This window comes from Agreia sp. PsM10, assembly GCF_030433855.1.
Taxonomy (GTDB): Bacteria; Actinomycetota; Actinomycetes; order Actinomycetales; family Microbacteriaceae; genus Agreia.
The window spans coordinates 1-19107 of the sequence record NZ_JARUXC010000009.1; the positions used below are offsets into that span (position 1 = coordinate 1).

Annotated in this window: 20 protein-coding genes; 13 read left to right on the top strand and 7 right to left on the bottom strand. The window is 67.2% G+C overall.

Annotated elements, in window-relative coordinates:
• Nucleotides 1-398 precede the first annotated feature (398 nt).
• On the top strand, nucleotides 399-1079 hold the full coding sequence (locus QCD70_RS12150; RefSeq protein ID WP_301216563.1) for a hypothetical protein: 681 nt from the start codon (nucleotides 399-401) through the stop codon (nucleotides 1077-1079).
• A 117-nt stretch (nucleotides 1080-1196) separates the two neighbouring features.
• Here the strand turns inward: QCD70_RS12150 and QCD70_RS12155 are convergent, their stop codons facing one another.
• Nucleotides 1197-1685: a pyridoxamine 5'-phosphate oxidase family protein gene (locus tag QCD70_RS12155; RefSeq protein WP_301216565.1), complete on the bottom strand. Its 489-nt coding sequence runs from the start codon at nucleotides 1683-1685 to the stop codon at nucleotides 1197-1199.
• Nucleotides 1686-1893: 208 nt separating this feature from the next.
• Between QCD70_RS12155 and QCD70_RS12160 the strand changes: the two genes are divergently transcribed.
• Nucleotides 1894-2907, top strand: coding sequence for a TerC family protein (locus QCD70_RS12160; protein WP_301216568.1), 1014 nt, complete (start codon nucleotides 1894-1896; stop codon nucleotides 2905-2907).
• Here the strand turns inward: QCD70_RS12160 and QCD70_RS12165 are convergent.
• Genes QCD70_RS12165 through QCD70_RS12175 form a run of 3 tightly spaced genes read right to left on the bottom strand, consistent with a single transcriptional unit; the run spans nucleotide 2904 to nucleotide 4832 of the window.
• Nucleotides 2904-3821 (bottom strand): alpha/beta hydrolase fold domain-containing protein, encoded by a 918-nt coding sequence (locus QCD70_RS12165; protein WP_301216570.1) that lies wholly within the window; start codon nucleotides 3819-3821, stop codon nucleotides 2904-2906. The two genes, QCD70_RS12160 and QCD70_RS12165, sit on opposite strands and share 4 nt — an antisense overlap.
• 5 nt (nucleotides 3822-3826) lie before the next feature.
• Nucleotides 3827-4366: a tetratricopeptide repeat protein gene (locus tag QCD70_RS12170; RefSeq protein WP_367316719.1), complete on the bottom strand. Its 540-nt coding sequence runs from the start codon at nucleotides 4364-4366 to the stop codon at nucleotides 3827-3829.
• Nucleotides 4353-4832 carry an SRPBCC family protein gene (locus QCD70_RS12175; RefSeq protein ID WP_301216572.1) on the bottom strand — a complete coding sequence of 160 codons (480 nt, stop codon included), beginning with the start codon at nucleotides 4830-4832 and terminating at the stop codon, nucleotides 4353-4355. The genes QCD70_RS12170 and QCD70_RS12175 overlap by 14 nt, the downstream gene beginning before the upstream one ends.
• Nucleotides 4833-4912: 80 nt before the next feature.
• Between QCD70_RS12175 and QCD70_RS12180 the strand changes: the two genes are divergently transcribed.
• The 3 genes from QCD70_RS12180 (at nucleotide 4913) to QCD70_RS12190 (ending at nucleotide 6490) form a co-directional block, all read left to right on the top strand.
• Nucleotides 4913-5329: a hypothetical protein gene (locus QCD70_RS12180; protein ID WP_301216574.1), complete on the top strand. Its 417-nt coding sequence runs from the start codon at nucleotides 4913-4915 to the stop codon at nucleotides 5327-5329.
• 32 nt (nucleotides 5330-5361) lie between these two features.
• Nucleotides 5362-5748, top strand: a complete 387-nt coding sequence (locus QCD70_RS12185) for an A1S_2505 family phage non-structural protein (protein WP_301216576.1) — start codon at nucleotides 5362-5364, stop codon at nucleotides 5746-5748.
• Between the two features lie 250 nt (nucleotides 5749-5998).
• Nucleotides 5999-6490 carry an FBP domain-containing protein gene (locus QCD70_RS12190; protein ID WP_301216578.1) on the top strand — a complete coding sequence of 164 codons (492 nt, stop codon included), beginning with the start codon at nucleotides 5999-6001 and terminating at the stop codon, nucleotides 6488-6490.
• Between the two features lie 88 nt (nucleotides 6491-6578).
• On the opposite strand, the gene QCD70_RS12195 is transcribed toward QCD70_RS12190, so the two are convergent.
• Nucleotides 6579-6899 carry a hypothetical protein gene (locus QCD70_RS12195; RefSeq protein WP_301216579.1) on the bottom strand — a complete coding sequence of 107 codons (321 nt, stop codon included), beginning with the start codon at nucleotides 6897-6899 and terminating at the stop codon, nucleotides 6579-6581.
• A gap of 65 nt (nucleotides 6900-6964) precedes the next feature.
• Between QCD70_RS12195 and QCD70_RS12200 the strand changes: the two genes are divergently transcribed.
• Nucleotides 6965-7300, top strand: coding sequence for a VOC family protein (locus QCD70_RS12200; protein ID WP_301216581.1), 336 nt, complete (start codon nucleotides 6965-6967; stop codon nucleotides 7298-7300).
• 30 nt (nucleotides 7301-7330) lie between these two features.
• On the opposite strand, the gene QCD70_RS12205 is transcribed toward QCD70_RS12200, so the two are convergent.
• Entirely contained in the window at nucleotides 7331-9682 is a 2352-nt protein-coding gene (locus QCD70_RS12205) for a hypothetical protein (RefSeq protein ID WP_301216583.1), read from the bottom strand.
• A 25-nt stretch (nucleotides 9683-9707) separates the two neighbouring features.
• On the opposite strand from QCD70_RS12205, the gene QCD70_RS12210 reads away from it, so the two are divergent.
• Nucleotides 9708-12206, top strand: a complete 2499-nt coding sequence (locus QCD70_RS12210) for an ATP-binding cassette domain-containing protein (protein WP_441004941.1) — start codon at nucleotides 9708-9710, stop codon at nucleotides 12204-12206.
• On the opposite strand, the gene QCD70_RS12215 is transcribed toward QCD70_RS12210, so the two are convergent.
• Entirely contained in the window at nucleotides 12152-13045 is an 894-nt protein-coding gene (locus QCD70_RS12215; RefSeq protein ID WP_301216587.1) for a helix-turn-helix domain-containing protein, read from the bottom strand. The genes QCD70_RS12210 and QCD70_RS12215 overlap by 55 nt on opposite strands.
• A 164-nt stretch (nucleotides 13046-13209) precedes the next feature.
• On the opposite strand from QCD70_RS12215, the gene QCD70_RS12220 reads away from it, so the two are divergent.
• The 6 genes from QCD70_RS12220 (at nucleotide 13210) to QCD70_RS12245 (ending at nucleotide 19032) form a co-directional block, all read left to right on the top strand.
• On the top strand, nucleotides 13210-13641 hold the full coding sequence (locus QCD70_RS12220; RefSeq protein WP_301216589.1) for an Hsp20/alpha crystallin family protein: 432 nt from the start codon (nucleotides 13210-13212) through the stop codon (nucleotides 13639-13641).
• Nucleotides 13642-13754: 113 nt separating this feature from the next.
• Nucleotides 13755-14654, top strand: a complete 900-nt coding sequence (locus tag QCD70_RS12225) for a methyltransferase family protein (protein WP_301216591.1) — start codon at nucleotides 13755-13757, stop codon at nucleotides 14652-14654.
• Nucleotides 14655-14725: 71 nt separating this feature from the next.
• The gene (locus QCD70_RS12230) at nucleotides 14726-15364 is read left to right on the top strand and encodes a SatD family protein (protein ID WP_301216593.1); all 639 of its coding nucleotides are present in this window, start codon (nucleotides 14726-14728) and stop codon (nucleotides 15362-15364) included.
• A complete protein-coding gene (locus QCD70_RS12235) occupies nucleotides 15361-16191 on the top strand; it encodes a hypothetical protein (RefSeq protein ID WP_301216594.1) in 831 nt (276 codons plus the stop codon). Before QCD70_RS12230 ends, QCD70_RS12235 begins: the two co-directional genes overlap by 4 nt.
• Nucleotides 16192-16386: 195 nt before the next feature.
• Nucleotides 16387-17256: a hypothetical protein gene (locus QCD70_RS12240; protein ID WP_301216595.1), complete on the top strand. Its 870-nt coding sequence runs from the start codon at nucleotides 16387-16389 to the stop codon at nucleotides 17254-17256.
• Between the two features lie 111 nt (nucleotides 17257-17367).
• Nucleotides 17368-19032 (top strand): cation:proton antiporter, encoded by a 1665-nt coding sequence (locus QCD70_RS12245; protein WP_301216597.1) that lies wholly within the window; start codon nucleotides 17368-17370, stop codon nucleotides 19030-19032.
• Nucleotides 19033-19107 lie beyond the last annotated feature (75 nt).

A 19107-nucleotide genomic window follows, 5' to 3' on the forward strand; every position in this document is an offset into this window, starting at 1 on the left:
GTACCGAACGCCATACTTCTTCGTCGACATCAACACTCCGATCAATCAGAGCGTTGCAACGACCATATGACTCTGCCCAGCAGGGATGCGACAATTTCCCGCACCTGAGTGAGCTGCCCGCGCGGCATGATGGGGTGGTGCGCGTCATCGGGAGTCCCCGTCTTGTGATTCGGCCCTGGGAGCCCGGGGATGCCGACTTTCTCTTCGACCTCGAATCGCGGTGGGAGAAGTCGCTCGTCTAGAGCGGCTGCGCCTCAGTAAAGATCAGGCATTTCCGGTGTTCTCGCTCGCGTCGAGCGGGGCTTTCTTCGATGTGCAGTGCTGCGACCAATCCGATCTGTCGGGGGTGGCGAACTATATGTGTCCGCAACAACTCCCCAGCAAAAGGAACTCATCTCATGCGTAATATCGCCAAGACCTCGATCAGCCTCGCCGCTGCCGGTCTGCTCGCTTTCTCGCTCGCCGCCTGCTCGACGACGTCTGAGGACTCCGGATCGACCTCGTCGTCGCCGTCGTCCTCTGCCGAGACCACCCCGACCCCGGTCGCGTCGATCCCCGAGCTCACCGGTGTCGACACCGCCGTGCTCCTCGACGCCGACTTCGCCGCCGCCCTCACCAGCCTCGGCCTCACCCCCGGCACCGTCGGAACCGCGACCCTCGTCGACGGCTCCCTCATCTTCCCCATCACCGGCGGAAACGTCGACTACTACGACCCCAACGAGTCCTACCGCCCCTACGTGCAGGGAACCATCGAGCACGAAGGCTCCGGCTTCTCCCTCACCGCCGGCGACACCGTCGTCGAACTGACCAACTTCACCATCGACCCCGGCACCTCCAAGCTCTACGGTGACGTCGCCGTCAACGGAACCGTCGCCGTCGAGCAGGCCCTGCTCTTCGACCTGCACGGTGGAACCCTGAAGCCCCTCCAGACCGGCCCGAACGACACCGCCATCCTCGAGGGCACCACGGTGCACATCTCCGAAGACGCCGCCGGACTGCTGAACGACACGTTCAAGACCGACGCCGTCAAGGCCGGCCTCCTCGTCGGAATCGCCAAGATCACCGTCAACACCAAGTAGTTCCCTCGTTCGTCGAGCCTGTCGAGACGCACACCCTTCGACAAGCTCAGGGAACGAAAAGGGACGAACGCCGAATGGCCCGCCACATGAGTGGCGGGCCATTCCTGCGTCTGCGGGCTAGTCGAGGTTGACCTTCGCGTTCTCGCTGCCGCCTCCGACCGAGCCGGTGACCTTCGACTTCACGAAGCTGATGACCGAGGCGATGCGGCCTCCGGGGCTGTCCCAGTACTCGGCGCCCGAGGCGGAGAACTGCAGCAGGGTCACGTTCGGGTCCTCGGGTCCGTCGGGGAACCAGGCCTCGACGAACGGGTTCCAGTACTCCTTCAGTCGGGCCGGGTCATCCAGCTGCTTCGCCGTACCGGTCAGCGAGACCCAGGTGTCGTTCGAGGCGAACGAGACTCCGGCCACGGGGTTCACCTCGAGTTCTGCTACCTCGTGGGAGTCGCGGGCGACGATGAACCACAGGTCGCCGTCGAACTCGGCCTCCTGCACGGTGAGGGGGCGCGCGACGAGTTCGCCGAGCGTGTTGACGGTGGTCACCATCGCGAAGCGGAAATCCTTGATGAGCTCGGCGACCTTGGCGACGTCGGCGGGTGAATCGGACATGTGTTTGTCTCCTTTTGTCGGTACTCGTCCAGCTTCATGCAGTGCGTGAGCGGCCGACAGGGGATAGACTTGAGCCTGCAAGGGGAGTATTCCCGCACGGCTGACTCGTCAGTACGGATCCATCGACGGATTCCGGGCAGCCGGCCTTCAGATCTCTGAGGGTGGAAGAGACCTTGGTCCGACGACACCCGACCGTGGAGTTACCCCTATGCACATCACCCCTCTGATCTGGCTGATCACCATCGCGGTGACGATCGCCTTCTTCGTCTTCGAATTCTTCGTGCACGTGCGCAAGCCGCACGAGCCCACCATCGCCGAGTCGGCTCGCTGGTCGGTCTTCTACATCAGCCTCGCCCTGCTCTTCGGAGTCGGCATCGGCATGGTCTCGGGGTGGAACTTCGGCGGCGAGTACTTCGCTGGCTACCTCACTGAGAAGGCTCTGTCGATCGACAACCTCTTCGTGTTCCTCATCGTGATGACCGGATTCGCCGTCCCCAAGGCGTTCCAGCAGAAGGTGCTGATGATCGGCATCATCATCGCGCTCATCATGCGCGGTGCCTTCATCGCCGTGGGTGCGACGTTGATCGAGAACGTGTCGTGGATCTTCTACATCTTCGGCGCCCTGCTGCTCGTGCTGGCCTACCGCCAGGCGTTCAGCGACCACGAGTCCGACCCGGCCAACGGCAAGATCGTGAAGTTCGCCCGCAAGGTCCTGCCGATCACCGACGACTACCACGGCGACAAGATCGCCGTGAAGATCGACGGCAAGCGCTTCTTCACCCCGATGCTGCTCACGATCGTGGCCATCGGCTTCATCGACCTGGTGTTCGCGGTCGACTCGATCCCCGCCATCTACGGACTCACCAACGAGGCGTACATCGTCTTCACCGCCAACGCATTCGCTCTTATGGGCCTGCGCCAGCTGTACTTCCTCATCGGCGGCCTGCTCGAGCGCCTCGTGTACCTCGCCCAGGGTCTCGCGGTCATCCTCGCCTTCATCGGCGTGAAGCTCGTGTTCCACGCCCTTCACGTCAACGAGCTTCCGTTCATCAACGGCGGTCAGCACGTGGAGTGGGCGCCCGAGATCCCGATCTGGTTCTCGCTCGTGTTCATCGGTCTCACGATCGCCGTCGCCACGGTGCTCAGCCTGCGCAAGACGCGCGGCGACGCCCGCCGCGACGAGGTCGAGGTCGCCGCCGACGCGAAAGAGGGCAGGCTCTAGGCCGCAGGCCCGCTCGCGCGGAGCGCATTCCGGATGCGGGCCACGATGATCGCGCGTGCGTCGCGCCCCACGGCGGTCGGCAGCAGCGGGAACACGTGCACCTGCCCGACTCCCTCGTGGTAGTCGAGCTCGACCCCGGCGCCCGCCGCCTTCTCGACAAGGAGGCGGGCGTCGGGGTTCAACACGTCGCGCGTTCCCGAGAACAGGGTGATCGGCCCGAGGCCCGCGAGGTCTCCGTAGAGCGGGCTCACGACCGGGTCGAGCAGATCGCGTTCACCGCGCCAGTACTCGGCCAGGACCTTGCCGCCCGGGGTCGCGAGCCACGGATCGCTGGGCTGAACTCGAGGGATCTCGGGGTTGCTCCATGTGAGATCCAGGGCCGGTGAGATGAGGATCGTCTGGGCGAGAGTGATGTCGTGGTCGTCGCGCAGGGCGAGGCCCGCAGACAGCGAGATCTGGCCGCCGGCGGAGTCGCCCCCGATGCTCGCGCTGCCGAAGCGATCGATGTTGCGTCGAACGAGATCGACGACGAATGCCGCAGTGTCGGCAGCCGTTCCGAAGGGAATCAGCGGGTAGATCGGAAGGGTGACGGTGGTGTTCGCCTCGGCCGCGATCTGTGCGGCGAGGTTCCAGTGCTGGCTCACGATCTCGTTGACCCATCCTCCTCCGTGCACGTAGACGAGGCTGCCCACCGGGGTTCCGACGCGCGGCGCGACCGTGTACACGGGCCAGCCGTCGCGATGCTCGACGTCGACACGAACATCCGGATGCAGGCGGCCGGGTGGGGCGTACGACGCCGGCCTGAGCTCACGGGCGCGCACGTGGCGCCGGGCCTCGTCGGCCGAGACGAAGATGCGATTGGCGTGGGCGATGCGCAGGGCGGGAGCGACGATGCCGCTCGGGAGGGTGACCATGCCTCCTATTCTGGAGTGCGCTCCTGCGCGTCGGCATCGCGTGCTCTCAGATAGTCGGCGTTGCTGCGCAGTGCTGGTTCGTAGCGGTCGATGTCGGGCGAGTGGATGCGATCGGCCGCCAACGAGAGCAGCTCGGCGACGGCCGCATCGCTGCGTGACGCCGCGTGCAACGACAGCGCGAGGAACACGCGCAACGAGTCGGAGTCGGGGTAGTCGGAGCACGCCTCGCGCAGAACATCGATCGACTCGTCGAAGAGTCCGAGGTTTCGCAGGGTGCTGCCGTATTGCAGCAGGCAACGACGGCGCGCATCGCCCTGCAGGCCTGCGGCGAGGGCGCGTTCGTAGAAACCGCGCGCCCGCTCCTCGTCGCCGGCCGTGTCGTACGCCCCGCCGACCTCGTAGATGGCGTGGGGGTGATCGGGATGCTTCGCCAGCAGCGCCGTGAAGTACTCGATCGTCGGGGCCATGTTGTCGCGGTCACGGCGCGCGTAGCCCTCGGCGATCGCCGCATCGAGCTCGGTCTGCGTCTCGTCAGGCGAAGACAAGCGCGTCTCCCGTCTCGAGCAGCGACTTGAGGCTCGAGAACACCATCGGCCATCCCTCGGTCACTCCGGCGAGGATCGCGCTGCCCGGGGCGAATCCGGTGTGGGTCACCGTGAGCTTCGACTGCGCGCCGAACCGCTCGACGTCGAACGTCGCGGTGGAGCGTTCCTCGGCGGCCATCGAGGCGCCGAGATCGTCGTCGTCGCCGACGGCGAGCACGAACTCGTCGGTGATGGTGTGCCAGGTGAACGAGAGGCGGTGCGGAGCCTCGGATTCGAGGATCACCTGCTCGGGGTCTGCGATCGTGGCGCCCGCGACCTGCCAGGTCATGCTCGAGCCCGGCATCCAATCGGTGATGTGGGTGACGCCCCAGAACTGGCTTGCCGACGACGGATCGGTGATCGCCTGCCAGATGCGTTCCGGCGTCGCGCGAATGTAGATCGTGTAGATGAATGATTCGCTCGACATGATCGTCACGTTACTGCGCGGGCCGCGACCACGCCATGCCTGCCGCAACACTGCTGCAACGCTGCCGCTAGGCTCCCGTCATGCCGTACGACGCCATGCCTCAACAGATTCCGACCCGAACCCTCACGCTCATCGCGAAGAAGCAGCCGCTCATCGCAACGAGCTGGGTGGCTCCCGATGTGCTGCTCGACGGTCATCGATTCCGTCTGGCCTGGGGACCGAACGTGCTCACCATTCCTGCGGACCGCCCTGTGCATGTTCAATGCGAGATGCCGTTCATCTTCACCTACGGCAGGGCGGTCGCCCTGCTTCAGCCGAATCACCTGCCCGAGCTCGAGTACAGTCCGCCCGCGTCGCAGTGGTTCCAGGGTGAGATCGGCGCGGTCGGTACGACGAAGACCAACGGCACGTGGCTCGTGTGGACTCTGCTCGGGGTGCTCGGCGCGGTCGTCGTGCTCGGACTCGGCACCGCCGTTCTCGCTGCTCTCATGGGCTAGAGATGCGCACGCGAGCGACGTAGTCTTCCGCCATGCCAATTCAGTCTTCCGCTTCGAGGATCGGGGCACTGCAGCCCGGTGAGATCTTCGTCTTCGGCTCGAACGCGAGCGGGCATCACGGCGCCGGCGCCGCAGCGCAGGCCCAGCGCGACTTCGGCGCCGTCTGGGGCGAAGGCTATGGACTGCACGGGCAGTCGTACGCGATCGACACGATGAGCGGACTCGGTGTTCTGGAGCGAGAGATCGGCACGTTCGTCGAGTTCGCGGAGATGCGCCCCGAGCTCACCTTCCTGGTCACCGAGATCGGCTGCGGAATCGCGGGCTACACGCCGGCCGACGTTGCGGCCCTCTTTCCGCGGGTTCCGTTGAACGTGCGACTTCCGGAGTCGTTCATCCGTGAACTGAATCCCGACCGGTAGGCGCACGCGTCGGGCACGCGTCGCAGATGCGCGCGTACAATCGACGCGTGAGTATCTCCCATTCGTTCGTGACGCCCTCCGGGCGTGAGGGGGTTGCCGGCCGACTTCTGGCCGGCATCAGGTAGCCCCGCCCCTCAGCCGCACGCGTTCATCGCGCGCGGCTCAGCGGTGTGCATCCCTTCTGCACCGTCCGAACGAACATCCACTCGCGCTGCATCTCGCCGCGAGTCGAATGAATTGGTGAGACCACATGTTTTCTCTGAACGACAAAACCATCCGCGACTCCTTCGTGAACGCGTCCCGCAAAGAACTCTCCGACCTCACGCTGCCCGCGGGCTTCGCCGAGATCGACTGGGCGAAGCTCGACTACTTCGGTTGGAACGACCCGAAGCGTCCCCGTCGCGCGTACGTCGTGGTTCCCGTCGGCGACGTCGCGGTCGGCGTGCTGCTGCGGCGGGCCGACACGAAGCCCGCATCCCGAGCCCAGTGCTCGTGGTGCCAGGACGTGCAGTTGCCCAACGACGTCGTGTTCTTCAGTGCCCGTCGCGCGGGCGCGGCCGGGCGCAACGGCGACACCGTCGGAACCCTCGTGTGCTCGGACTTCGAGTGCTCGCGCAACGTGCGCAAGCGCCCGACCATGGCGTACATCGGATTCGACATCGAGGCCGCGCGTCTCGACCGCATAGCGTCGCTGCAGATCCGCGCAGCCTCCTTCGCCGAAGACATCAGCGCGACCGCCTGACAAGCCCCGCGCGCTGAGGTGCGGAGATCGGTCGCTTCGGCACGCGTCGAAGCGACCATTCTCGGCACCTCAGTGGCGTGTGGCGGGGTCACGCCCGGTCGCGGCGCTCCCCGTGCATCTCGGTGAGCATGCGGTCGTGCAGTTCCGACTCGGACGAGTCGTTCGGGTCCATTCCGAAGAGCCAGGTCAGGCCACGCAGCCCTCGATCGTCGGTGCCGACGAGCGCGACCGAGATCGACTCGCCTGCGTCCGCCTCGCCGCGTGCCCAGGCGAGCGTCTCCGTGAACGTCGCATCCGACACATCGACGGTGCGCACCGCGCCGTCGGGAACGGTCGCGAAGTAGACGCGGAAGAGTGAGGAGTGCTGCTCCCAGGTGCTGTCGCGCTCATCGGAATCCACGATGTTCATAGCTTCGAGCCTAGAGCGACGGCCTCAACGGACGTACCCTTGCTGCACGAGACAAGGAGGTCGTCGTGACGATATCGCGCCTGCTCGCCCAGATGACGGTGAGCGATTCCGCGCAGTCCATTCCCTGGTACTCCCTGCTGTTCGGGCGGGGCCCCGACGCGCATCCCATGGACGGACTCGTCGAGTGGTATCTCGCCGACACGTTCGGCGTGCAGGTGTGGGTGGAGCCCGAGAGGGCCGGCACCTCGTGCATGGTGCTCGACGACGACGATCTGGATGCCCGGCTTCGGCTGCTCGACGGCGCCGGCATCGAGAACGGCGGCATCAGGCCCGCGACCGCGTTCCGGATCCTGCCGGTCGTCGACCCCGACGGCAACAGGATCGTCTTCGCGGGTTCCTGAGTCGACGGGCGCCAGGCGGAGCGTCGGTCCTCACCTTAATCCGCACCGCGCGTCACTGCAGTTCAGCACGGCCCCGGCCCACCTGTCGTCGTCTCTCGGCGGCCTGTCCTCGCCGGGTTCGTAGGAGATCGTGTCGACGGCTGGTCTGACGTCGCCCGCGAGTCTGTCGCCCACGGCGATGATCGGCTTGCCGCTCGAATCGAGGTTCAGGGCGAGCGCCTCGGTCGACCACAGGGCGTCGCCCTGAACCAGCTTCGCGATCGAGCGTGCCTCGAGTTCGCTGCACGTCGCGTCGAGACAGTCGATCAGGTCGAGGGATGAGCGCCGCTCACCAACGATCGCGATCAGCGGGCGGCCGGTTTCGTCGATGGCGAAGGCGGGAGTCCGCGACCCGGAGTCGAAGCCTGTCAGGTCTCGTGCATCGGCAGACGAGCAGGACGCGTCTGCGCAGGTGATGAGTCGCAGCAGAGAGCTCCCCTCGGCGCGCGAGAGGATGACGGGCAGCCCGTCGGCGCCAAGCTCGAGCCGTGCACCGAAGGTCTCGTCGTATTCGCTGTAGCGCGACTCGTCGCTCTCTGTGAGGCCGGCCAGTGGTGGTGCCTCGATGCGGGGCTCGGCACCGTCGGCTTTCGCCGAGATCACCCGCAGGGCGGGAATCGGTTCCGGGCTTCGCGAATCCTCACGGTCGGCCAGGGTAACGACCGCTGTGCCGTCGTCGGTGACGACGACGTCGATGGATGCGCTGCTCGGGCTCCCCCCGATCCACTCGAGCTGCGTCGTCTTCGTGGTGGCCGACGAGCAGGCGTCGTCGTCGCAGAAGACGATCCACATCGTCGCCTCGGGCGGACCGCCGGTGCGCCGTGCCACGGCTGCGATCACCGGATGCTCGCCGTCGTTCGATACGGCCACGGCACTACGGTCGGACACGGTTCGGGTGTCGACCTCGTCGTCTTCATCGAACGTCGAATCCAGCGTCGCGACCGTCGTGCGGCTTCCGGGAGGCTCCGGAGAGGACGGCTCGCCACTGCGGGTCGTTTTCTCCCATTCACGCAATTCGTCGGCGCTCGTCGATACCGCGTCGAGCTCGAACCGATTGTCGGCGGTGTCCTCTTCGTCTCCGACGAACATCCACTGCGCGGTGAAGAGATCGCCGTCGGCTGTACCGACCGTGTCTGTCGAGAGGTATGACGGCATGCCGAAGAGCGGTGCGCAGCTCGCGCCGTGGCAGAGCCTCAGCGAGAACCGGTCGTAGCCTGCATTGACGCTCAGCACGGCCGTGTCTCCGTCGCCCACGGGCAGGATGCTCGCCGAGTCATCGACTCCGGGCACGGTGACGGCCGAATACGACACGAATCCCCACGGGTTCACCAGCGCGAGCGGCGCCGCGAGCAGCGCGGGAACCAGCAGCACGGCCAGCCCGACGAGTGCGCCGCCGCGCGTGCCGGCATCCGGCTCTGGGTCTGCCCACGACGGCGTGGGATGCGGCACGATGGGCTCGGTTCCGATGCGGGCGCGGGTCTCCTCCCGAACGATCACGGCGCGCACGGCGATGGCTGTGATGAGCAGCGCGAACACCGCGGGAACGACGAGCCCGAGCGCGATGGCGACCATCGCGGAGAGCATGGACTGCATCATCAGGCCGGCGAGGAGCCTGAGGCCGACCCCGAGCCCGCCGACGATGAGGGCCGCGATGATCAGGCTGACACGCGGCGTGCGATCCTCGGTTCGTCCCGACACGATGTCGCGACCGGAACGCCAGCCGCGCGCGAGCGCCGTTCCCCATGACGTGTCGCCCAGCGCGATCTGCGGCCAGGCCAGCAGCAGCGGGGCGGTGACGATCAGAGCGATGAGCACGACGACGAGGCCGGCGATCGTCCAGAGCGGGGCGATGATGAGCGCGACGGATGCGGCCACGGCCGCGACGAAGAGGGCGAGCGCGCCGACGAACGCCAGTGCGACGAGGCCGGGGCGGCGGGCAGCACGACGCCAGGCGCCGCGAGCCGGAAGGCTGGAGTCGGTGGCGTTCGCGATGAGGGAGTGCGTGGCCGCGGTGATGCCGAAGGCGTGTCCCGCGCAGAGGAGGATCGCGGCGATCACGGAGGCCACGAGAACCGCGGTCGACGAGGCCAGCTGGGTGATGTTGCCGTTAACGATCACCACCGCGTCGCGCGGCACGATCGTGAGGGCGACCACCGTGGACAGGATCACGGCGACCACCACGGGAACCGCGTAGGCCAGCGCGGGCGCCGGAGACAGGAACGCCAGCTCGAACGCGCGGGGCGGACCGTACATGCGACGCAGGGCTGCGCGCTGCTCGGTGCGGGAGGGCTCGGGTGTCGAGGCCTGTGGGGCGGAAGTGGTCTGTGGGGCTGATTCGGGCACCTACAGGACACTAACAGCGGCACGAATGCCCACACAGGGGGAGAACTCCCCATGGCCCCATACGATTGAGACGGTGCAGACAGACCCGAACCAGCCCATCGCATCCGCCGAACCGGGGTTCGTGCGTGTGCGCGGCGCCCGCGAGAACAACCTGCGCGACGTCGATGTCGACGTGCCACGCGATCGCATCGTGGCCTTCACGGGCGTGTCGGGATCGGGCAAATCGTCGCTCGCATTCGGCACGATCTTCGGCGAGGCGCAGCGCCGTTTTCTCGAGTCGGTGGCTCCCTACGCCCGGCGCCTGATCGCCCAGGGCAGCACGCCGCATGTCGACGAGATCACGGGACTGCCGCCAGCGGTCGCCCTGCAGCAGCGCCGAGGTGCGCCGAGTTCGCGCTCCACGGTGGGCACCCTGACGACGCTCTCGAACCTGCTGCGCATGCTCTACTCGCGCGCCGGCACCTATCCGGCGGATGCGACGGGCCGGCTCGACTCCGATTCGTTCTCCCCCAACACGGCGGCCGGGGCATGCCCCCGCTGCCACGGACTCGGCATCGCGCACGACGTGACCGAGGCGACGGCCGTGCACGACCCGGCCCTGAGCATCCGTGACGGCGCGATCACGGCCTGGCCCGGCGCCTGGCAGGGCAAGAACCTGCGCGACGTGACGGCCGGCCTCGGCTACGACATCGACAGGCCCTGGCGCGAGCTGCCCCAGAAGGACAGGGACTGGCTGCTCTTCACCGACGAGCAGCCCGTGGTCGAGGTGACCCCGCAGCGCGATCGCGTGGCCAAGCCCTACAAGGGTCGGTTCTGGAGCGCCAAGAGCTTCATCATGCACACCCTCGCCGACTCGAAGAGCGAGGCGCAGCGAAACCGCGCCGAGCGCTTCGTCGAGACCGCGCCCTGCACGCTGTGCGGGGGCAGCGGGCTCACCCGGGCCGCGCTCGCGGTCACGTTCGCGGGGCACAGCATCGCCGAGCTGAACGACATGCCGTTCGCGGCCCTCGCCGAGGTTCTGCGTCCCACTGCAGAGCTGAAGACGGCGGGCGCCGCGCGCTCCGACCGCTCGTCGGGAGAGCTCACCGAGGTCGCCGTCACCATCTCGCGCGATCTGCTCGCCCGCATCGAGGTTCTCGTCGGCCTGGGACTCGACTATCTCGGTCTCAGCCGTGCCACGCCGACGCTGTCGCCCGGCGAGATGCAGCGGCTGCGCATCGCCACTCAGCTGCGCTCCGGGCTGTTCGGCGTGATCTACGTGCTCGACGAGCCGTCTGCCGGGCTGCACCCCGCCGACGCGGAGCCGCTCATCACCGTGCTCGAGCAGCTCAAGGCGTCGGGCAACTCGGTGTTCGTGGTCGAGCACAACATGGATGTCGTGCGCCAGGCCGACTGGGTCGTCGACGTGGGCCCCGGGGCCGGTTCGGGCGGCGGATGCGTGCTGTACAGCGGCGCCGTCGGCGGGCTCGCCGAGGTGGCCGAGTCGGTCACGCGGCCGTTCCTGTTCCCCTCGGGCGACGAATCCGCACGGCGGGCCGCCCGCGAGCCCCGCGACTGGCTGAGCCTGCGCGCGGTCTCGCGCCACAACATCCGGAACCTGGACGTCGACGTGCCCCTGGGCGTGCTGACGGCGGTGACCGGGGTGTCGGGCTCGGGCAAGTCGAGCCTGGTCGGCGGCGTGCTCGCCGAGCAGGCCCTGTCGGACGCGGCCGTCGACCGGGTCGTGCAGGTGGATCAGAAGCCGATCGGTCGCACGCCGCGGTCGAACCTGGCCACATACACGGGGCTCTTCGACGCGGTGCGCGCGACCTTCGCGGCCACCGACGAGGCGCGCGAGCGTGGCTACGACGCCGGCCGCTTCTCGTTCAACGTCGACGGCGGCCGCTGCCCGACGTGCCTGGGCGAGGGCTTCGTATCGGTCGAGCTGCTCTTTCTGCCGGGCAGCTACGCTCCCTGCCCCGATTGCGGCGGCACCCGCTACAACGCCGAGACCCTCGAGGTGCTCTACCGCGAGGCGTCGATCGCCGATGTGCTGGCGATGACCGTCGACGACGCGGCCGGCTTCCTCGCCGACGTGCCCGCGGCCGCGCGCAGCCTCGACACCCTGCGCAAGGTGGGGCTCGGTTACCTGCGACTCGGCCAGCCCGCGACGGAGCTCTCGGGCGGTGAGGCGCAGCGCATCAAGCTCGCAACGGAGCTGCAGCGTGCCCGGCGCGGCCACACGCTCTACGTTCTCGACGAGCCGACGACGGGCCTGCATCCGGCCGACGTGCGCCTGCTCGTCACCCAGCTGAACGGCCTCGTGGATGCCGGCAACACGGTCGTTCTCGTCGAGCACGACATGAGTGTGGTCGCCGACGCGGACTGGGTCATCGACATGGGACCCGGAGGCGGCGACAAGGGCGGGCGCGTCGTCGCGGCGGGAGCGCCGGAGGTCGTGGCGGGGCACGTCGACAGTCGAACGGCGCCCTATCTGGCGGCAGCGCTCGGCTCGGCGGTCGCTGCGGCGCCTGCTTCGGGCTGAGGGGCGTGCGACTCGTCGAACTCGTCAGGGGCGCGCAGCCGAGCCAGCAGATGCTCTATGGCGAACCCCGCCGGGGAGTCGGGTTCGCACACGATCACATTCATGAAGAGGCCGTCGGGAACGTCGAGCACCTGGAACGGGAGCTCGACCCAGCCGTAGCCCTCGACGAAGTTGGGAGCGAGTCCTGACGAGAACGGTCGGGCCTCGTGGGCTGCCCACATGGCGTGGAAGTCGGGGTCGGGCGTGAGCGTCGCGACCAGCTGTTGCAGGCGTGGATCGTCGGGGTCGGCGTGGAAGCGCAGGGCGGCGACGGTGTCGCTCGCGGTGTCGCGCCAGCGTTCGTTCGACCGGTTCTCGGCCGGGGTGCCGAACATCATCTCGACGTAGTTGTTGCCCGGCACGACGTAGCCGGGCGACAACGCCGCTGCGAGGGTGTTGACGAACAGCAGGTCCTGATTGCGATCGAAGATGACCGCCGCCGTTCCCGCCCACTGGTCGAGCATGGAGCGCAGAAGCTCGCTGACCTCGTGATCGGGCCGCGCCGGTCGGGAGTCGAAGGGAGACGGCAGGGCGAGTCTGTAGAGGTAGCTCCGTCCGCTCTCGTCGAGGTCGAGCGCGCGGGCCAGCGCGTCGAGCACCTGCTCGGAGATCCTGTGGTTCTGACCCTGCTCGATGCGCACGTAGTACTCGAGGCTGATGCCTGCGCGTTCGGCGACCTCTTCGCGCCGGAGCCCCTGCACCCGTCGTTGAGGATCGGACGGCAGGCCGACGTCTTCGGGCTTGAGAGCGGAACGTCGAGCACGCAGGTACTCCGCGAGAACCACCTGCTTTGCCGTCATGGGCTCCAGCATACGAGCATTCTGGAGCGGCCATGAAAGAAACGTGCGAGATGGAGGGACCCGATGTGGCCGACGAAAAATATTGGCACTCTCGGGTGTCGAGTGCTAACGTATTTTTCACAAGTTGAGTCAACCCGACTCAGGTTCAAGAAAGGGGAATTCTCATGGCAATGTCTTTTGATCCTTTCAGCGAGCTCGACCGGCTCACCGGTGACCTGCTGCACTTCCGCCCGGGACCGAAGTTCATGCCCGTCGATCTGTACCGAGACGGCGACCAGTACGTGCTGAGCGCCGACCTCCCCGGTGTCGATCCGGGTTCCGTCGATGTCGATGTCGACGGGCAGCTGCTGACCATCCGCGCGCAGCGCACGGCCGCCGCGCACGACGGGGTCAAGTGGCTCACCCGCGAACGACCGAATGGCGACTACCTGCGCCAGTTCAGCCTGGGTGACGGAGTCGATTCCGAAAAGATCTCCGCGAGCTACGACAATGGAGTCCTCTCCGTGATCATCCCGGTGAGCGAGAGGGCGAAGCCGCGCAAGGTCGAGGTCAAGGCCGCGCAGGCCGCCGACGAGCACAAGACACTGACCGTCTGATCGTCGTCGCACGAACAGCAGAACGCCAGGAGAGGGGCGGGCCGAGTGCCCGCCCCTCTCCGTTCTCCCACCCCGCCCCGAGTCCTGCGCGTGTGGCGGATAAGGTGAGCAGCATGCTTCTGGGACGCGCGTACTTCGCGGTTCAGGCGATCGCCGGAGCGGCCTGGTGGATCGCCGTCTTCACGGTGCCGTTCGTTCGGGAGGCGACCCTCGGTCGTCTTGACCCGATCGTGGTGGCAGTGTTCGACATCCCGCTCTTCGTCGTCGCGTCCGCCCTGGCGGCCTTCGGCATCCGCGCCGCCGCCATCGTTGCCGCGGGCTGGACTGTCGTGGTCGCCGCCGCACTCGCGGTCTACGCCACGGTCACGACCGAGGCCGGCTGGGGTGTTCTGATCATGGCCGCTGCCGCCGCCGCATCCATCGTCGGCGTGCTCCTGCAGACGACCGGCCGGGTGCCGACGGAGTGGATCGTGCGCGGCCCATTCGCCTTCCGCGCGGCGGAGGACCACTCGCGACGGGGTGCATATGCGGCGGCGACCGGTGGCCAGATCGTCGTGTTCTGGGGTCTGTTCCTGGTCGTGCTTCCCGTGATCATCGCGTTCCTCGAGAGGCGCTGGGGCGTCGGATTCGGGTTCGCCGGATTCGTGCCGCCCGCCGGCGTCGTCGTGCTCGTACTCGCGAGTGCCCTCGGGCTGTCGTCGGCCTTCGTCATGTCCACGCGCGGGCACGGCACCCCGCTGCCCTCGGCCATGCCCAACCGTCTGGTCATCGCGGGTCCATACCGATGGGTGCGCAACCCGATGGCCGTCGCCGGCGTCCTGCAGGGTGTCGCCGCGGGGCTGATCCTGTCGTCGTGGCTGGTCGTCGCCTACGCCATCGTGGGGTCGCTGCTGTGGAACTACGCCGTGAGGCCGAGTGAGGAGGCCGACCTCGAGGCCCGTTTCGGCGACGACTTCGTGCGCTACGCCGACGACGTGCGGTGCTGGTGGCCGCGGGTGCCACACGCGGAATAAGTTCATTACTTATATTTGGCGAATATTAGCGATAAGCTAATAGTGTGAGTTTTTTCGCATCGTCTATCGCCGTGATCATCGATGTCTCGCGATCGCGTGAGCATCCGGATCGCCGCGCTCTTCAACGGGAGCTCCAACGGGTGTTCGCTGAGATCAACGATATTGAACCCGGCGAGCAGCTGATCGAACCCACGGTGGGCGATGAGTTCCAGGCGGTCTATTCCGACCTGGGTCGGGCCCTTCGCGCGACGATGCTGACTCAGTTGTTCCTGCCGGTGGGGATCGAGTGCCGATTCGGCCTGGGCTCGGGCGAAATGCGCGCGGTCGGAGAGGGTGTCGTAGGTGCGGTGCAGGATGGGTCGGCATGGTGGCGCGCGAGAGAGGCAGTAAATGAAGCGAGAAAGCACGAATACTCGAAGCTCGGCTTTGTTCGTACCTGGTTTCGTGCGACAGACGCAGAGACCCGCGATTCCGGGATTCTTGGTGAAGAGAGCCTTGTGAACGCCTACCTGCTATCGCGTGATCACATCATCGGTTCGATGAGCGCCCGAGCGTGTCGTCTATTCCGCGGCCATCTCTTGGGAGGAACGCAAGCTCGACTTGCCGAAGACGAGGGCATCACCCAGTCTGCGGTGTCGCAGAGCCTGGCTAAAAGCGGAGCGAATGCTCTCGCGGCGAGCGAGTCTCTCCTGCTGGCGAGAGTGCTGTGATCCTGCTCGCTTTTCTTCTGTTCGGGCTGGGCGCAGCCGACTTCGTCGCCGTTCGAATCGCCGCCCTGGCAACGATCTGTTCGATAGCCATCGCTGTCGGCGTCGGTGGTGTCATGGCGACCGCCGCTGGGATCGACTGGTGGTGGGCGTGCTCCGTAACGGCGGCTATCGTCCTGTGGCGTTTCGCGACGTCGGCCCGTGTTCGATCGAATTTCGCAAGTCTCGTCGCGGTGTCGGGTCTCGTGGCCGTCACGATCACAGTCGTCGCAGCCGGGTCATCCATTCCCGAGCCGAGTGGTGCGCTCGTCGACTGGTATGACGAACTCCCATACAGTGCAGCAGCGAGTGTTTCTTTTACGACGTTTGCGTTGGTCGTCGGCGGCGCGTTGTTTCTCATCGAAACGTCGAACGTCATCGTTCGGCTCGCGTTGCGTGCGGAACAGGCGGCACCCCGTGCAGAAGAATCACACCCGAGCAACGATCCCCCGGTGGTGGCCGAGACGCCTTCGCACCCATTCGGCATGTTCGGCTGGAAGCGACGACTCCCGGCGCTTCAGCAGGACCCCGCTGATGATGTCGTCAAACTCAGAGGCGGGCGGTTCATCGGGCCGATCGAGCGTCTATTCCTTCTGGTCCTCGTTCTGGTCGGTCAATTCGGCGTGATGGCAGCGGTCGTGGCGGCCAAGGGCATCATTCGGTTTCCTGAGATCTCGAAAGACACGGAAGGCTCCAAAGCGGAGTACTTTCTGGTCGGTAGTTTCACGAGTTGGGCACTCGTAGCTGCGGTGGGCCTCCTCATCGGACTCAATGCACATGGGTCTTCGTGACCTCCGCAGATATCAGCACAGAACTAATATCCGCGTGAAATAAGTCCAGAGCTTATGTGACTCGGTGCCAATCGTGAGCCTGCGAGGCCGGTCGGCGACACGCTCTGACCGGCGTTTCATCAGGCTGCTCAGGGGTTCTGCCCAGAGCCATGCGGCATGCTGGACGACCCTGACCGTTCGAATGAAAGGCCCGAGATGAGCACCCTCCAGCGATTGATGAAGATGGCGTCGAAGGCACTCGATTCGTCAGGGCAGTCCACCTCGTCGCGGTCGGGTGGCACCGACTGGCGCGACCTCGTGCGCACCGCCGCAGATAAGGTCACGGGCGATGCCCGCCCGACCCCCTCGACACCCCGGCCGAGCGCGACGGGCGCGGCCACGCATCCGGCACCGTCTCGGGTTCAGGATGCGCCGGTGCACGACGTGCCCGTCTACGGCACGCCCACGGGGGCGCCGGTTCAGGACGCGGTGGCCGGACAGGCCGCCGCGAGCCCCGAGGACCGGGCCGCGATCGCCCGCTACGACTACCTGCTGAAGACCGCGATGCCCGAGCAGCTCGAGCAGGTGCACCGTGACGCATTCGCGCGGCTCACGCCGGCGCAGCGGCAGCAGGTCGAGTCGCGACTGCGCGACGAGCTTCCCGTCGGCGAGCAGCCGGCGTCGTCGTCGCCCGATGATCTGGCGCGTTCGGCCGTGCGCGGAGAGGCGCACAAGCCCGGATTCCTGCGCGGGCTCTTCGCGAAGCCCGGAGTCGCCGGGGCCGCCGGCGCCGTGGCGGGAGTGGGCGTCGGTGCTGTCGCGGGCGGGCTTCTCGCTGCCGTCGCCGGGGGAGCGGTGCTCAGCAGCGTCGCCGGCCCTCTGCTCGAGCAGGCATCGGGCATGGGCGTCGACTTCGAGGCTCTCGGAGGGATCGAGGGGCTCGACGGGCTCGAGGGCGGCCTCGGAGACGTGGCCTCCGGCGCGGGCGACTACGCGAGCGGAATCGGCGACCACCTCACCGAGCTGGGCTCGAACTTCGAGATCCCCGGACTGGGTGGGCTCGGGGGCCTCTTCGGCCGCGACTAGCCTTCCGCAGCACGCCGCAACGCAGGAAAAACCGAGCCGCCGCGATCGAAAACCGCCGCACTAGCTGGTCCTTCCTGAGTTGCAGCACGTCGTCCATGCCAGTCTGGACTCGTGACTGAACTTCTCGTCGTTCTGGTGGCCGCGTTCGCGGTGATCGCGGCGTCGACCCTGCTGGGCCCGCGGCTCGGTATCGCGTCGCCGCTGATCCTCGTCGCGATCGGCGTCGGCGCCAGCTTCCTTCCCCTCTTCGACACGATCGAGATCGAACCCGAGTGGATCCTGGCCGGGGTGCTTCCACCCCTGCTCTACTCATCGGCGGTGTCGATGCCGGCCATGAACTTCCGGCGCGAGTTCGGCGCGATCAGCGGCCTGTCCGTCGCCTTGGTGATCGCGAGCTCGCTCGTTCTGGGCGTGTTCTTCATGCTCGTGATTCCCGACCTCGGCTTCGCGTGGGGCGTGGCGCTCGGGGCCATTGTCAGCCCGACCGACGCGGTGGCCACGTCGATCGTCAAGCAGACCTCGGTATCGAAGCGGGTCGTGGCGATGCTCGAGGGCGAGAGCCTGCTCAACGACGCGACCGCGCTGGTGCTGCTGCGCACCGCTATCGTGGCAACCGCTGCGTCGTTCTCGTTCTGGGCTGCGGCAGGCACCTTCGCGTACTCCGTGGTGATCGCCATCATCATCGGCGTTCTGGTCGGCTGGGGCAACCTGGTGGTGCGCAAGCGGGTCACCGATCCCACGGTGAACACCGTCATCTCGTTCATCGTGCCGTTCGCCGCGGCCGTGCCCGCCGAGCTGCTGAGCGCATCCGGCCTGGTGGCGGCCGTGGTGGCCGGACTCGTCACGGGCATCCGGGCCCCGCGGTATCTCTCGGCGCAGAACCGGTTGTCGGACTCTCAGAACTGGCGCACGGTCGAGCTCGTGCTCGAGGGTGCCGTCTTCTTGACGATGGGGGTCCAGGTCTCGTCGATCGTGGCCAACGTCGAGCGCGATCACGCCGGAGTCGGGCCTGCGGTTCTCATCGCGGCCGGCGCCCTGGTGCTGACGATCGTCGTGCGCGCGGCCTACGTGGCTCCGCTGCTGTGGTGGCTCTCGACCCTGCGCAACCGCAACGCGAAGATGCAGGACAGGCTGCTCGAGATGCGCGAGAAGATGAGCACCCCCGAGGGGGCCGAGCAGATGTTCGGCGAGGCGAACGGGCGACGTCGCCGGGCATCCGACAACCAGATCGAGCGGCTGGGCCGCCGCATCGTGCAGTCGCTCGCAGACATCACGTACTTCCGCAACGCGCCGCTCGGGTGGCGGGATGGCACGGCCGTCGTGTGGGCGGGCATGCGCGGGGCCGTCACGGTGGCCGCGGCGCAGACTCTGCCCGACGACACCCCGCAACGGTCGGTGCTCGTGCTCATCGCGTTCGCGGTGGCTGTCATGTCCCTGCTCGTGCAGGGCGGCACGATCGGACCGTTGCTGCGCGCGATCTCGCCTCTGGTAGATCAGGCCGCGGTCGACGAGAAGTCGAATGCCGAGCGATCCCGCCTCATGCAGCTCATGAGAACGAGCGCGGATGCCGTGCCGCCCGCTCCGCCCGTCGAGCCGACGGTGCAGGGGTTCATCTCGGCGAAAGAGCATGAGCTGAGTGTGATCGCGGCGCAGAGAGCGGCGCTGCTCGAGGCCCGGGACCACGGCACCTTCGACGCCGACGTCTTGGCCTACGCACTGCGGATCCTCGACGCGTCGCAGATCGCGCTCGAGATGCGCGGAGGCCCGAAGGGCTGAGGCCGGCCAGACCGTTCAACAGGATGGATGGGCGACACGCCGTCTGCGCCAGCGCGAAACGCCGTGGTCGCCTCA